This is a genomic window from Bacteroides sp. 3_1_13 (assembly GCF_001185845.1).
Taxonomy (GTDB): Bacteria; Bacteroidota; Bacteroidia; order Bacteroidales; family Bacteroidaceae; genus Bacteroides; species Bacteroides xylanisolvens.
Map to the genome: position 1 here is coordinate 1 of NZ_KQ236960.1, position 13,630 is coordinate 13,630.

At 46.1% G+C, this 13,630-nt stretch carries 16 protein-coding genes and 1 pseudogene; 8 read left to right on the forward strand and 9 right to left on the reverse strand.

Annotation, left to right across the window (positions count from 1 at the left end; all coding sequences use genetic code 11):
* Nucleotides 1-258: 258 nt before the first annotated feature.
* Genes HMPREF9009_RS24400 through HMPREF9009_RS24410 form a run of 3 tightly spaced genes read left to right on the forward strand, consistent with a single transcriptional unit; the run spans nt 259 to nt 3,554 of the window.
* Nucleotides 259-1,479, forward strand: coding sequence for a DUF3575 domain-containing protein (locus tag HMPREF9009_RS24400; RefSeq protein WP_009276883.1), 1,221 nt, complete (start codon nt 259-261; stop codon nt 1,477-1,479).
* On the forward strand, nt 1,476-2,396 hold the full coding sequence (locus HMPREF9009_RS24405; protein WP_049703627.1) for a DUF5119 domain-containing protein: 921 nt from the start codon (nt 1,476-1,478) through the stop codon (nt 2,394-2,396). The genes HMPREF9009_RS24400 and HMPREF9009_RS24405 overlap by 4 nt, the downstream gene beginning before the upstream one ends.
* 45 nt (nt 2,397-2,441) lie before the next feature.
* A complete protein-coding gene (locus HMPREF9009_RS24410) occupies nt 2,442-3,554 on the forward strand; it encodes a fimbrillin family protein (protein ID WP_117912521.1) in 1,113 nt (370 codons plus the stop codon).
* Between the two features lie 180 nt (nt 3,555-3,734).
* On the opposite strand, the gene HMPREF9009_RS24415 is transcribed toward HMPREF9009_RS24410, so the two are convergent.
* Together HMPREF9009_RS24415 and HMPREF9009_RS24420 are read right to left on the reverse strand one after the other, a co-directional pair.
* Complete coding sequence (locus HMPREF9009_RS24415; RefSeq protein WP_005648607.1) at nt 3,735-3,992, reverse strand: hypothetical protein; 258 nt, start codon at nt 3,990-3,992, stop codon at nt 3,735-3,737.
* A gap of 4 nt (nt 3,993-3,996) precedes the next feature.
* The gene (locus tag HMPREF9009_RS24420; RefSeq protein WP_007564630.1) at nt 3,997-4,755 is read right to left on the reverse strand and encodes a ParA family protein; all 759 of its coding nucleotides are present in this window, start codon (nt 4,753-4,755) and stop codon (nt 3,997-3,999) included.
* 285 nt (nt 4,756-5,040) lie between these two features.
* Between HMPREF9009_RS24420 and HMPREF9009_RS24425 the strand changes: the two genes are divergently transcribed.
* The 3 genes from HMPREF9009_RS24425 to HMPREF9009_RS24435 all read left to right on the forward strand — a co-directional run bounded on the left by HMPREF9009_RS24425 (nt 5,041) and on the right by HMPREF9009_RS24435 (nt 7,090).
* Nucleotides 5,041-5,370 carry a hypothetical protein gene (locus tag HMPREF9009_RS24425; protein WP_007564632.1) on the forward strand — a complete coding sequence of 110 codons (330 nt, stop codon included), beginning with the start codon at nt 5,041-5,043 and terminating at the stop codon, nt 5,368-5,370.
* 3 nt (nt 5,371-5,373) lie between these two features.
* Entirely contained in the window at nt 5,374-6,210 is an 837-nt protein-coding gene (locus HMPREF9009_RS24430; RefSeq protein ID WP_007564633.1) for a virulence RhuM family protein, read from the forward strand.
* A gap of 241 nt (nt 6,211-6,451) precedes the next feature.
* Nucleotides 6,452-7,090, forward strand: coding sequence for a recombinase family protein (locus tag HMPREF9009_RS24435; RefSeq protein ID WP_007564634.1), 639 nt, complete (start codon nt 6,452-6,454; stop codon nt 7,088-7,090).
* 274 nt (nt 7,091-7,364) lie between these two features.
* Here the strand turns inward: HMPREF9009_RS24435 and HMPREF9009_RS24445 are convergent.
* From HMPREF9009_RS24445 to HMPREF9009_RS24460, 4 genes and pseudogenes are all read right to left on the reverse strand, one after another.
* Nucleotides 7,365-7,856: pseudogene (locus HMPREF9009_RS24445) on the reverse strand (sensor histidine kinase); the annotation flags it as partial.
* Complete coding sequence (locus tag HMPREF9009_RS24450) at nt 7,857-8,732, reverse strand: radical SAM mobile pair protein B (protein ID WP_004329298.1); 876 nt, start codon at nt 8,730-8,732, stop codon at nt 7,857-7,859.
* Nucleotides 8,729-9,397, reverse strand: a complete 669-nt coding sequence (locus HMPREF9009_RS24455) for a radical SAM mobile pair protein A (RefSeq protein WP_004329299.1) — start codon at nt 9,395-9,397, stop codon at nt 8,729-8,731. Before HMPREF9009_RS24455 ends, HMPREF9009_RS24450 begins: the two co-directional genes overlap by 4 nt.
* On the reverse strand, nt 9,394-10,170 hold the full coding sequence (locus HMPREF9009_RS24460; protein ID WP_004329300.1) for an MBL fold metallo-hydrolase: 777 nt from the start codon (nt 10,168-10,170) through the stop codon (nt 9,394-9,396). The genes HMPREF9009_RS24455 and HMPREF9009_RS24460 overlap by 4 nt, the downstream gene beginning before the upstream one ends.
* A gap of 130 nt (nt 10,171-10,300) precedes the next feature.
* Between HMPREF9009_RS24460 and HMPREF9009_RS24465 the strand changes: the two genes are divergently transcribed.
* Complete coding sequence (locus HMPREF9009_RS24465; RefSeq protein WP_004329302.1) at nt 10,301-11,200, forward strand: helix-turn-helix domain-containing protein; 900 nt, start codon at nt 10,301-10,303, stop codon at nt 11,198-11,200.
* A 47-nt stretch (nt 11,201-11,247) separates the two neighbouring features.
* On the opposite strand, the gene HMPREF9009_RS25880 is transcribed toward HMPREF9009_RS24465, so the two are convergent.
* Nucleotides 11,248-11,436 (reverse strand): hypothetical protein, encoded by a 189-nt coding sequence (locus tag HMPREF9009_RS25880; RefSeq protein WP_005775886.1) that lies wholly within the window; start codon nt 11,434-11,436, stop codon nt 11,248-11,250.
* 23 nt (nt 11,437-11,459) lie between these two features.
* Here HMPREF9009_RS25880 and HMPREF9009_RS24470 point away from each other — a divergent pair, with 23 nt between their 5' ends.
* Nucleotides 11,460-12,119: a helix-turn-helix domain-containing protein gene (locus HMPREF9009_RS24470; protein ID WP_004329304.1), complete on the forward strand. Its 660-nt coding sequence runs from the start codon at nt 11,460-11,462 to the stop codon at nt 12,117-12,119.
* 21 nt (nt 12,120-12,140) lie between these two features.
* Here the strand turns inward: HMPREF9009_RS24470 and HMPREF9009_RS24475 are convergent, their stop codons facing one another.
* Nucleotides 12,141-13,088, reverse strand: coding sequence for a relaxase/mobilization nuclease domain-containing protein (locus tag HMPREF9009_RS24475; RefSeq protein WP_005868790.1), 948 nt, complete (start codon nt 13,086-13,088; stop codon nt 12,141-12,143).
* Nucleotides 13,085-13,477 carry a MobC family plasmid mobilization relaxosome protein gene (locus tag HMPREF9009_RS24480; RefSeq protein WP_005868789.1) on the reverse strand — a complete coding sequence of 131 codons (393 nt, stop codon included), beginning with the start codon at nt 13,475-13,477 and terminating at the stop codon, nt 13,085-13,087. The genes HMPREF9009_RS24475 and HMPREF9009_RS24480 overlap by 4 nt, the downstream gene beginning before the upstream one ends.
* Nucleotides 13,478-13,630: the final 153 nt, after the last annotated feature.

The window sequence follows — 13,630 nt, forward strand, 5'->3', positions numbered from 1 at the left end:
TTTTTTTTTTTTTTGTATGTTTAAGTGCTTTTCTTTATGATGTTAAGTGTTTTTAATTGTTCTGTAAGCGTGATTGGCTGCTGTGGTAAGTGTTGTAGCTGTTGTGTGGTTGTCTTTTTAAGTATTTATAAGTTTAAAATACTTGTTTTTTGCTTTGGAGGTTGGTTTATAAGTGCATATCTTTAGCGGTTGAAATTCAGGGGGTGTAAAAGCCTGGGTTTGGATTGTCATATTAACAAATGATTAAATGACGAAAAGATGTTTTTTTATATTAAATGTGTATTGTTCGTGCTCGTGTTGAGTATAAGCGGAGAAATATCCGCTCAGGAGAAGCGTGATTCGGTAAGGATCTATTTTCATCAAGGAAAGGTAAATATAGATACATGTTTACTTGACAATGGGAACGAGATGGAGCGGTTTGCTAAAATCTGTTCCGCATTGAACGACTCCGTCCGTCTTATCAGGAAAATTCAAATAATAGGAGGAGCTTCCCCGGAAGGAGGGGGGCTGTTGAATGGAAGGCTGTCTGAAAAACGAGCAGAGGTTTTGTGGCGGTATATATCACCTTATATAAAGATTCCGGTATTGGAGAGGGATTTTCATTTTTCGGGAAGCGACTGGAACGGACTTATAACGATGGTGAGAGCGGATGTGAATGTTCCGGAGAGGGAGGATGTCCTTCGTTTGTTGGAGAAGATCGTACGTTTGGAAAACCAGGACAGCCCTTATTGGGGGGGAGAACTGAAAAGACTGAAAGGGGGGAGGCCATACTCATATTTGTATAAATTCCATTTTCCGAAACTTCGTTCGTCGATGGTGAAAATATGCTATGATAGTGATCCGATAAATCCCGTCAGAGATACGGTATATATACATACACGTGATACGTTGTGCATCCGTGATACCGTTACCGTCATAGCTCCGGTAAAGAAACGGCCGTTTTGCATGGCGGTGAAAACAAACTTGCTTTATGACGCTGTTTTGATACCTGACATCGGGGTTGAGTTCTGTTTGGGGAAGAACTGGTCTGTGGCCGGGAATTGGATGTATGCCTGGTGGAAAAGTGATCGGAAGCATAATTATTGGCGTATCTATGGGGGAGATGTGGAGTTGCGCCGCTGGTTCGGTCGGAGAGCGGTGGAAAAACCGTTTTCCGGGCATCATGTCGGATTGTACGGGCAGATCGTCACCTATGATTTCGAATTGGGTGGGAAAGGTTACTTGGGGGATAAATGGAGTTACGGGGGAGGCGTGGCTTACGGCTACTCGTTACCTGTGGGACATCGGTTCAATGTGGATTTCACGTTGGGAATCGGCTACCTTGGAGGATCGTACAAGGAGTACATCCCTTTGGACGGTCACTATGTATGGCAGACCACTAAAAACCGCCGCTGGTTCGGCCCGACCAAGGCGGGTATCTCTTTGGTGTGGTTGATCGGGCGGGGGAATTATAGCCGGAAGAAAGGAGGCAGGCAGTGATACGGATACGCTTTAGTCTGGTGTTCATATTTTTATGGATAGGACTGACGGCTTGTGAGCATAAGGATTTATGTTACGATCATCCGCACTTTGCCACGGTGCGGGTAATATTCGACTGGACCAAGATTTCCAATCATGACAAGCCTGAAGGCATGAGGGTCGTATTTTATCCGACCGATGATGAAAGCAACACGTGGATATTTGATTTCCCCGGAGGAGAGGATGGGGAAGTGGAGCTCCCCGAGAATGATTACCGGGTAATTTGCTTCAACTACGATACCGACGGGATGGTTTGGAAAGAAAACGGCAGTTACACGCTTTTTACTGCCGATACGCGTGATGTTCGGTCGCCGGATAACCGGACAATGGCCGTCACCCCACCCTGGCTGTGTGGCGACCATATAGACAGAGTTATCCTCAAGGACATTCCGGGAGGAAGCGCGGAGATAGTACGGCTAACTCCCGTAAACATGGTATGTCACTACACGTATGAGGTGAACGGTCTTCGGGGACTGGATAGGGTGGCGGATTTGCGGGCCGCTCTTTCCGGCATGTCCGGCTCGCTTAACATGTCCGGCGACAGTTTGCCCGCCGGTCTTTCGGAGAGCCTGCTCTTTGATGGAATGGTTTCGCGGAATCAGATTATAGGCGGATTCTATACGTTTGGACATTCCGCACTTGAAGGAGAGCACAATGTTTTCCGGCTGTATCTCAAGAACCGTTCCGGCAGCATGTCTGTATTGGAACAGGACGTGAGCGGCCAAGTGCATGATGTCCCGGTAGCGGGGCATGTCGGTGATGTGCATCTGGTGTTGAATTTTGATTATGAGGTGCCATCCGAGCCGGGAAGTGACGGTGCGGGATTTGATGTGGACGTTGATGATTGGGATGATGTGAATATGGATATAGTGTTGTAATATGAGTTTATTAATTATATGTATCAATTTGATTTATTTTTATTTATGAAAAAAAGTACAGTAATGCTTGGGGCAATCTTTGGAACATTGTTGATGGGTTGCTCAGACGAGGAGATTGCGAATGTGGAAACCTCCTCACGGAATGCGATTGGTTTTAACGTGTTAAGTAATGCGGCGGAAACGAGGGCTACCCCTACTACCCCCGACAACTTGAAGAACACCGATTTCGACGTGTTCGCTTTTACGGGGGATGGTACTGCCTTCATGGGAAAGGTAGACACGGAATTTGGACATGACGGAGTGAATATCGTGTACAATAATGGTAAGTGGGATTATAAAAATGCGAGCGACCTTCGTTATTGGCCTACCGGGGCTTTGGACTTTTACGCGTTCAATCCCGGAACGGTTAGTGAAGACATGATGATGAATTATATGTGGGAAGCCTCCGGGACTGTCCAAAAGATAAGTTATACCTGCATCGATGAGTATGGAGCCAACACGGGTCATGCAAACTACGACGTGATGTATGCCATAGCCAAAGGCCAGGAAAAAGACATGAACAACGGAATAGTGAAATTTAATTTCAAACATATTCTGTCACAGGTCGTATTCAAAGCAAAGACCGAATACGATAACATGCAGGTGAATATCAAGGAGATCAAGATTCATAACATCAAATTTAGCGGCGTCTTCACATTGCCTGCGACAGCCGAAGAAATGGGAAGTTGGAGTGTGAATGATGTTAATGCACCCAAATTTGGAGTAGTGCAAAACGCAAACATCGAGGTCAATGGTAATGCCACAGCTACCGATATTTCCACAGATACTCCTATGCTGAATATACCACAGACGCTGACTGCTTGGACTGTTTCCGCACCCAACAAAAGCAAGTTGGAGGCCGATAATGCGAAGCAATGTTACCTGGAGATTGCCTGCAAAATCCAGCAGTCCGGAGCTTATCTGTTGGGTTCAGCAGATAATTACGGAACAATTTATGTTCCGTTCGGAGCTACATGGGAACCGGGCAAGCGATATATCTACACATTGATTTTCGGTGGTGGTTATAATGATCAGGGAGAGGCTGTGTTGAATCCGATCCGGTTTGATGCAGAGACAACAGGCTGGGTTGATGATAAAGACGTAAACGTCCAACCTTAATCCAAACGTTTATTAATATCGTACCCGTTGGCAGGTTAAACATACGCAAGATTAACCCTGCCAACGGGTTTTTTATTGCTTTTATCATCTGTAATTTATGTGTAGGGTTGCTTTTTGCGTACCTTTTTCCTGGAGAATTTCTTTTGTGGCGTGTTTGCCCTGTATATTCCCGATACGCTGTTATAGCAGGGAACTGTTTTTATCCAAGTAGTCAGATATAGCCTCTTGCAATACCGATTTTAGCGAATCGCCTTTGCGGATCGCGATCAGCTTTAAGTTCTGGTGATAGGTTTCGTCCATGACAAAATTACAATGCACGGTTTTCGCTTTCTTCGGCTTTTGAGCCTCTTTTTGCCCGGCCGTGGATTGGATCAGGCTGTCTAAGCCCCCGGTCAGTCCGGCCGACATACTGTTTTTTAAATCGTTCTTCTTTGCCATATGGTTACTTTATTTCTGTTAGCAGTTCGTTACATACCTTTTCGTAGTCCTCTGCCCCGGCAGATTTTGGGGCATAGTGAAAAATATCCTGCCCTTGTGTCGGGGCTTCGGCCAGCGCAATGGAGTTGCGTATATGGGTGCTGAACACTTTGCCCTGGAATGTTTCCTGTACCAGTTCCGAAACGCTCTTGTTCAGGTTCTTTCTTCCGTCGTACTGGGTTATCAGAACCCCGGCTATCGAAAGATCCGAGTTCAAACGTTGCTGCACCTTGTGGACGACCTGCATAAGTTTGGCCATTCCACGCATTGCCAGGAATTGAGCCTGAACCGGGATAATCAGCCGATCCGAGGCCGTCAGTGCGTTAAGCGTGAGCAGCGACAGCGAGGGGGGACAGTCGATCAGGATATAATCGAATTTCTCCTTTTGGCCCTTGATAAGGTGGGCTAAGATAAGTTCCCGCCCGGCCTCGTTGATTAACTCCGTTTCAACGGCCGAGAGATCCAGGCAGGAGGGAACGACGCTAAGGCCGTCCTTATGCTCGTAGATCGGCAGGTCGTATTCGCCTTTCATCGCACCGTAGATCGTTTGGGGAAGCTCCGCAGAGAAGCCCAGCGATTCAGTCAGGTTGGCTTGTCCGTCAAGGTCGATCAAAAGAACCTTGTACCCTTTTTGACGTAACGCGCCGCCCAGGTTGATCGTGGTTGTAGTCTTTCCTACTCCCCCTTTGTGATTCAATACGGAGATTACTTTTGCTTTGCTCATAAATTCAGTTTTTTAAATGGTTGTCATGTCCGCAAATATAGTCAAAAACTAATATACTAAAATACTAAAAGTAGTATTTTCGTTTTTTGCGTGTTTTTTGTGCCGATCGGGGAAGCGTACCGAAATAAATCCGGTTTCCACCTTTCGGTACGTTTTGTTTCTGTACCGGAATTAATCAAAGATTAGAATAACCATAAATGTTTTTATACGTTAATCATACGTATGTATATATGTATATATTTGTTTTTGAGTATCTTTGTGTGCTATAAATAAAAAATAAAAGACATGAGCACTTATTCGTATAAAAATCCGAAGTTTATAAATTCCCCTAAAGGGATGGTTGAAGTTGTAGAAGTGATTTATGACGGCAAAGATGATCCGGCCTATTCACTGGCTATTATTAAATGGGAAAATACCTATAAATTAGGTATTCGTTGGAACATCGCTTATAGTGAATGGGACGATTACCGCAAACAGAACGGGCAAGATGAATGTATAGGTAATCCACAGTCGAGAGGTATTCCCACCTGGTTTGTTTTGCCCGATGATATGATGTTTAGTGAGAAGTTCAGCGGTGCGATGCAGAGGCTTGATGAATTAAGAAAAGGTAAATAAGTAATGGAACAGGGAGAAATCATATTATACCAGCCGGATGAAGCGGTCAAGTTGGAAGTGAGGCTGGAAGATGAAACCGTTTGGCTGACACAGGCGCAAATTGTGGATCTTTTTCAATCCAGCAAAGCAAATATAAGCGAGCATATAAAAAACATATATGATCAGAAAGAATTAGAGGAAAGTTCAACTGTTCGGGATTTCCGAACAGTTCGACAGGAAGGCAAACGGCAAGTGATGCGCAATCTGACTTATTACAATTTGGATGCGATCATATCCATTGGGTTTCGTGTCAATAGTAAAAGAGGTATTTTATTTAGGCAATGGGCGAATAAGGTTTTAAAGGACTATCTTTTAAAAGGGTATTCCATTAATAAACGTTTGTCAGAACTTGAAAGGACTGTCGCTCAACATACCGAGAAGATAGATTTTTTTGTGCGTACTGCCTTGCCCCCGGTCGAAGGCATTTTTTATAACGGCCAGATTTTCGATGCGTACAAGTTCGCTACCGATCTGGTAAAGTCGGCCAGGCGTTCGATCGTGCTTATCGACAACTATGTGGACGAAACGGTCTTGCTCATGTTGAGTAAACGCAGCGTCGGTGTCTCGGCCACCATTTACACCCAGCGTATCACGCAGCAACTCCAACTTGATCTTGACAGGCATAACAGCCAGTACCCACCTATCGACATCAGGACGTACCGGGACAGTCACGACCGTTTCCTGATCGTTGATGAAACGGACGTGTACCATATCGGAGCCTCGTTAAAGGATCTGGGGAAAAAGATGTTCGCTTTCTCAAAGCTGGATATTCCGGCGGCTGTGATTACTGACCTGTTATAATATCCTTTGTCTTATGAATGGGCTGTCGCAAAAGAAAAACCCGTTCTTGATGAACGGGTATATCCTTGACTTGGTTACGTGTTTTGATAACAGAGGCTTTACCAAGCATTACAATGCAAAGATAGTAATTATAGGTTAATTAGCGAATTTCTTTTTTGGATAGATCCGGAAATAATGCCTCCTTGAAAGAGGTGGATAAGGTGATTAAAACAATAGATAAGGAAGAACAAAAGCAAAAGGGATGAATGTGGTTATTTATTCACGTGTAAGCTCGCAGTCGGCCAGGCAATCGACCGAACGGCAGGTTGTCGATCTGGAGAGGTTCGCAGCCGGACGGGGGTACGAGGTGACGGCGGTCTTTGAGGAAAAGATAAGCGGACGAAAGGCCAATATCGAACGCCCGGTTTTAAGCCGTTGCCTGGAATACTGCACAGATCCGCAGAACCGGGTGGATATGTTGTTGCTGACCGAGATCTCACGCCTGGGGCGTTCAACCCTGGAGATCCTAAAGTCACTCGATACGCTGCACACGCATAAAATATGCGTGTATATTCAAAACCTGAACCTGGAAACGTTACGGCCGGACAAGACGGTAAACCCCTTGTCCTCTCTGATCACTACCCTGTTGGGGGAACTGGCCGCGATCGAACGCCAGGGGATCATCGACCGCCTTAATAGCGGACGGGAGTTGTACATCCAGAAAGGGGGCAGGCTGGGACGGAAGCCGGGAAGCCGGAAAACGGCCGAACAGAGGAAAGAGGAATACCGGGAGGCGATCGCCTTGTTAAAGAAAGGCTACTCGATCCGGAACGTGGCGAAGCTCACGGGAAAGGCCGTTTCGACGATACAACAAGTAAAAAAAGACTTCATTAGTAGCTGATTATCGGAACAAATATTGTATTTTTGCAACAAATACGAGTAAATGCACATAATTAAAAACGAGTATTTACACGTGTCTAAAAACGAGTATTTGCACGAAAATAATCAGAATCTAAATAAAAACGGTTATGGCAACAATGGCGGAGAAAATGGCGGCTTCACTGGAGGAATTAAGAAAGCTCCAGGAGAAAGACCGCTGTGTCGTCCTGCAAGGGACGGCCGAGATAGGGAGGACGCATTTAACCCGGCTGTTGGATAACGGCTGGTTGCAGGAAGCCTAATCCGAAGCCGTCTTTTGCGGCGGCATTTGAAAGACGTTCAAATGCACCGAATACTCGTTGTTGCTCATCTTCGGTCATGCCCGTACCGGTATCTTCAACGATAAGTTTCAGCAAACCGTTATCATAATCCGCTGCCAATGATACACTACCGTTATCCGTGAACTTGATGGCGTTTGACAACAAGTTGTTGCCGATTTGCAGGATACGTTCCTTGTCGGTCAAAACCACCGCATCGGTGTGGCTCTCCACTATCAAAGTCAGCCCCTTGTTCATGGCAATGGGCATGAACTCCGTTTCAAGAATATGCGTGATTGCGGAAATCCTGCAAGGGGAAAGGTTGGGTTGCTCCTTGCCGTTGTCCAGACGGAAGAAATCCAGCAGCGTGTTGAGCATCTCCCGCATACGCTCGGAAGATTGCCGGATATTATCCACATACATGGTGCTTTTATCCGCGCTACAACTTTTCTGCATCAGTCCGGCATAGCCTCATTTTGTCAATCGTATTTTTTCGTGGTAGAAGTAGTTTACGATGACAGGTTTGCCTTTTTCCGAGCGTCCGTATGGCAGATCGTTTATACGATACGGGAAGCCCTGCTCCTTGGCGTAATTTGAAATGTCCTGCTCCAATGCCTGCCAGTATTCAAGCCTTTTTTTATTGTAAATTTCCTCGTAAAGCGGTATGAGGTCAGGATACTTCTCACGGATATACGTCATTATCCCGCCTTTGAACTGCCCGCGTAAATTCAGGTTTTCAAGCCAGATTAAATCAGCATAATCTTTTACCTCCTCTATTATTGCCTTTACGTCTGTTATTCTGGGGAATATGGGCGAGACGAAGCATACGGTGCGGATACCTGCCTCGTATGTCTGACGCATCGCTTTCAGACGGCGTTCAATGCTTACGGCGTTGTCCATATCTGCGCAGAACTGCTCGTCGAGCGTATTGACAGACCATGACACAGTCACTTTGGGAAAACTCTTCAACAGGTCGAGATCGCGAAGGACAAGATCGGACTTTGTGCATATCATAATCTCGGCATCGCTTCCTCGCAGCTCTTCGAGCAGCCTTCGGGTACGGTGGAATTCTTCTTCATACGGATTGTAACCGTCCGTCACAGACCCTATTACAACACGTTCACCGTCGTATTTATGAGGATTCGTTATCGGCTTCCAGTTTTTTACATCTAAAAACGTACCCCACGGCTCGGTGTGCCCGGTGAACCGTTTCATGAACGATGCGTAGCAATACCTGCAGGCGTGGGGACACCCTACATAAGGGTTGACCGAATATCCTCCCACCGGCAGAGAGGATTTGGTCATTACACTCTTTACATCTATTTCCTTTATTGTATCCATATTCATTGTATTCGTCTGGTAAATTGTTCCGGCAATTCCTGAATCATTCTTTCGTCGCCCATAATCGGCAGCAAATCCTCTTTCATGAACACCGGTATGCCATGAGCCTTTGCCTGTTCTGCAATGCTAAGCACCCATTCGGGGCGCGAATATGACTTTCCTTTTCGGTTTCCGGTCTCTGTGCCTATGACAATCCAGTCAATTCCCTCGAAATCAATCTCGCCGATATCATCGAAGAGAGGTTCAAACGTGACATGGTAGTGTCGTGCTTTGATATTCTTTTTCAAATCATCAATCCTCCTTTTCTCGGAACTGCGCGTAACGGTCACGCCCATCCATACGTTCTCGTCGTCAGAGGAGAAACTGATTTTGTCAGGGCGCTTCGTCAGAAAGATATAGGCGTGCTGGGGATTGCTGCTGATCCGCTCGAAAATTTCTGCGTTCCATTCAGGCTTCCAATCGGAGAAATCGCTCATTCCTGTCATGAGCCACACATGAGGACGGGACGTATCGATGATGCGCAGTTTTCGTTCCATGTATTCAGGCACGGAAAAGTCGTCGGTAATGTGGAAACGGCGGCAGTTGTTACGGGCATAGCAGTAAGGGCATCCTATAGTGCACCCTACCACTATGTTCATGTTTTTTATCAGGGATTTAATGCAGACACTCATAACACAACTGTTTCTCCGTCCTCCGGGATAATCAGCCGGCTCATGTCGGCTTCGTGATGCGTTGCCTCATTGCGCAGAATTGCACGGGTGGTCTGGCAATGGTCGATGGCATCCATGTGTACGGCTATCAGCTTGATATGCGAAGGCAATTCGTCAAGTATCTGCATCACTTCGTTCTCGTCGGGGATGATAGGACCGTCCGTTTTGGAAAATTCGGGAAAGATTGCACCTCCGGAGTTTACCACGATATAGTCAGGATTGAACCGTTCCACGGTGTCTCGGATACATGCTTCCCATCGGCAGTCACCCATTATATAAACGGTCGGGAAGCCCTCGGCTTTTAGCACATAACCTGATACAGGTCCCATCATCTGCCCGATCTGCCCGAAACCATGATGTCCGGTCGTGCGGTAAATGGATATGCCGTCTATTGTTTTTATTTCTTCGATGGGTATCACATTTGTAAATCCGTCGTTTCTGATGGCGTCCGCGTCCTGGGGCTGAACGTAGAAAGGAATTTCTTTGGGCAAATGTGTGGGGACACTCGGCTCGTAATGGTCGATGTGATTGTGGGTCAGGAGCACCATGTCCACGCCTCCGATAATATCCTGAATAGGAATGGTGAGGTGTACCCTCGGTGTTTTATTCACACCGAGGGCCGATATCAAAGTGCCTTTGTCGGCTAAAACGGGGTCAATTAGCATGGTGTGTCCCGCATACCTGATTTTCAAGGTGGCATTGCGCACCAATTGTACTGTAGATGTCTTTTTCATGACTATATGTCTTGTTATTGATTACGGGTGCAAAGTTCGGAAGAATCCGGCGAAACATCTATGCCTGAAAAAACGGTAATTATGCCATTTTGATAAATGAAATTATTATCTTTGCAAAAACGACAAGGATATGGACGAGATAATCAACCCTGATCGACTGGTCAGCGTACCGTTCAACAAGACACGCTGCGGCGTGGATTTTTACATCAATACTGCCATAAACAAGGACATCGGACTTGTGCTGACAGAAAACAAGCGGTTTAAGACAGACTTCTTCAGCTTCTACTTTTTCCGTAAGGCAAACGGATATTTGCTACTGAACTTCCGCAAGATTGAACTGCGCGACGGCATGGTTCTCCTGCTTTCACCCCATCAGCAACAAGAGTGGCATGTAGATGAGACGGCGTTGGATTACACGTTCCTTATATTCCGCGAAGATTTCATGCGTACTTTTATCGCCGACAAGTTCTTCGTTTTTCGCCTTTTGTATTGTTACCAGACAGATACGCCGCCTTACATCAATGCCACACATGACGAAATGAAGGAATATATGCGGCTGCTCGGAAAGATTAAGTATGAGCTGATGAATCCAGTGTCCGATACGTACAATATCATTGTTTCCTTACTATATTATCTTTTGCTGATTATCAATCGTACATACGCTGCCGCCTATTGCTTGCCCGCTGAAATTGCTAAAAACAATTTCGCTTTTCGGTTCAAGGACTTGTTGGAACAGAATATCCGCACCCACCAGCGGGTGCAGGAATATGCAGACATGCTTCATGTCAGTCGCATCACACTCAATAACTCAGTAAAAGCCCAATTCGGAGTATCAGCTACCCATTTGATAAAACAACGTCTGCTTGAGGAACTGAAGAACGAATTGCTATTCTCCAACCGCACTGTCAGTGAAATGGCGGATGATTTCAATTTCTCTGATCCGAGCCATCTCATGCGCTTCTTCAAACAGCAAACAGGCAAAACATTTACTCAGTACATGACGGATTACAATAAAGGCATATACGAATAACTTCTTAATATAGTCGATAGCGGCTATCGAAATATGGTTGTTGATGTTCAGGCGTTTTTGTACTGCATGAACCATTTTACGATTTCTGGATCTTCGTGCGAGCCGAGTAAGAAAGGCTTGTCGGTATCCAGCGTCTTTATCCGTGCCATGTCGTCGGCCGACAGGGTGAAGTCTAATATGTCGAGATTCTGCTTCATGCGTTCCGGTTTCACAGACTTAGGAATAATTATGCACACTGATATTTATCGCGCCCGGACAGGTGTTCGGTGCGGAAGATGACGGCATGCAGTTCCAACCAGATGGCTACCTGCTTATGTTCCATCCCGACCTGCTGCGGAATACACCTCTCGGGCGGATAATGCGTGAATATTCGTTCTTTTCCTACGAGACAAACGAGGCATTGCACCTTAGTGTGGAAGAACGGCAAATCATCATGGATTGCTTCCACAAGATTCAATATGAATTGAACCATCCGATACACCGTCACAGCAAGAACCTCATCACAGACAGCATCAAGACGTTCCTTGATTACTGCACACGTTTCTATGACCGTCAGTTCATCACACGCGACAACCAAAACCGAGACATCCTCGCAAGATTTGAGCGGTTGCTTGACGAATACTTCCATGATGGGGCTGCTAAACGGATAGGCTTGCCCACTGTACAGTATTGTGCAGACAAGCTCTGCCTCTCGCCCAACTATTTCAGTGATTTATTGAAAAAAGAAACAGGTTCAACCGCCCTGCATTTCATTCATGACAAGTCTATTGAAATAGCCAAGACGGAACTTGCATCTACAGACGACACCGTTAATGAAATCGCCTATAATCTCGGTTTTCAGTACCCGCAACATTTTACCCGACTGTTCAAGAAAGAGGTAGGTTACACTCCGAATGAATATAGAGCGCAAGTGTCGTGAGAATTGGATTAGTACAGAATATTAGAACCCAACACCTCTCTTGCGCTTAACTTTCTTCCTTCTGCGAAGTATATCCACCATTTCCTGATTGGCTTCCGCATCAGCAGTGTTATAAGATGAGCCACTGCTTTTTAGCAATCCCCAAGAGCCGTTGAACAACTCGCTTTGTGCCGTGCCGGACGGTGCGCTTGGTGTAGCCGTTTCATATATTCCGGCTGTTATTCCCATACGTTCCCTGCATCTGTTGTGCTGCAAAGCCGCGTCAATCTTGGAATAACTGAAACGCCTGTCCACTTTGGAGCCGTTGAAATGGTAGCCATTCATGGAGAATACAACACCCTGCACCTCGCTGGTCTGCCCCTTATGCTTGAAATGTACTTCCACTCCCTGCCGTTTCAGGTTGGCGATAAGCACGTTCCAGTTGCCGCATCTGCCGACTTCCATTTTGATGATGTCGTAAAGCGCATATTTCGTCCTGTCTGGCTCTTTCAGGCGGTTGCGTTTGACATTGTCCTTTCCGCCAGCCATATGCAAGCCGTATTTCAAGGTCAATTCCTTGCAGATGCGGGTACTGCGCAGACGCTCGTGCCTGTCCGATATGGTATTGCCGTTGTTGTCTATGCGGTTGAAAGCAATATGCACGTGCGGATGCTCCTTGTCGAAATGCTGGGCGATGAAGAACTGCGTATTCTTGATTCCCATCCGTTCCATATATTCAAGCGCGATGCCTGCCATGATACGGTTCGTCAGCCGTAACTCATCCTCTTTGGAAAAACTCAACGCGATATGTCCGACAGGTTTTGTCACCTTATCGTTCATCCGTGACTGGGCATTGAAACTCATGGCGATAGTTTCCAGATTTTCCATAAACAAGCCTTCGCTTGCTACTATCTGCGTATCCTTCTTCTTGTCGATGATGTAATCCACCGCACCCTTGAAGTCGCTTCCTTTTACGATTTTCGCCATCATATCCCTATCTTGGTTATAAGTTCATGAATCCTTGCCACTGCCACCTTGCAGTCCCACCGTTCATCGTGGAAGCCTCCGGCGTTTGCCTTACGCGCAAGCTGGTTGAGATTGTTAGCCATGCCGCAGAGTTGGCGGATGTATCCGGCATGTTCCTCCGACAGCCGTTCTTTCACATGACCGTTACGGAAACATTCCCTCATGTACTCGCTTGGTGATACGCCCGCCTCATGCGATCGTGTCAGCAGGCGGAAGTAGTCGGCTGCCGTCATTTTCACTGCGATACGGTATTTCAGTTTCTCGGTTGCTGTTAATTCTTTGTATTTTCTTACCTGCCTCAAATCCGCAACTAAGCCCTTCAACGTCCTTCTTGCGTGTACACGTCCTCTCATTACTGAATTATCAGATAAATTGAGGCAGAAACACCCACTTCTGCCTACAACATCCCCTTACCCCACAATGCGACTTGAGACAATACGCAGTATCATACCCATAAGTTGTAGGCGTTATCCAAAATCAGTCTGAAAAATATCTGCGTAAGCATT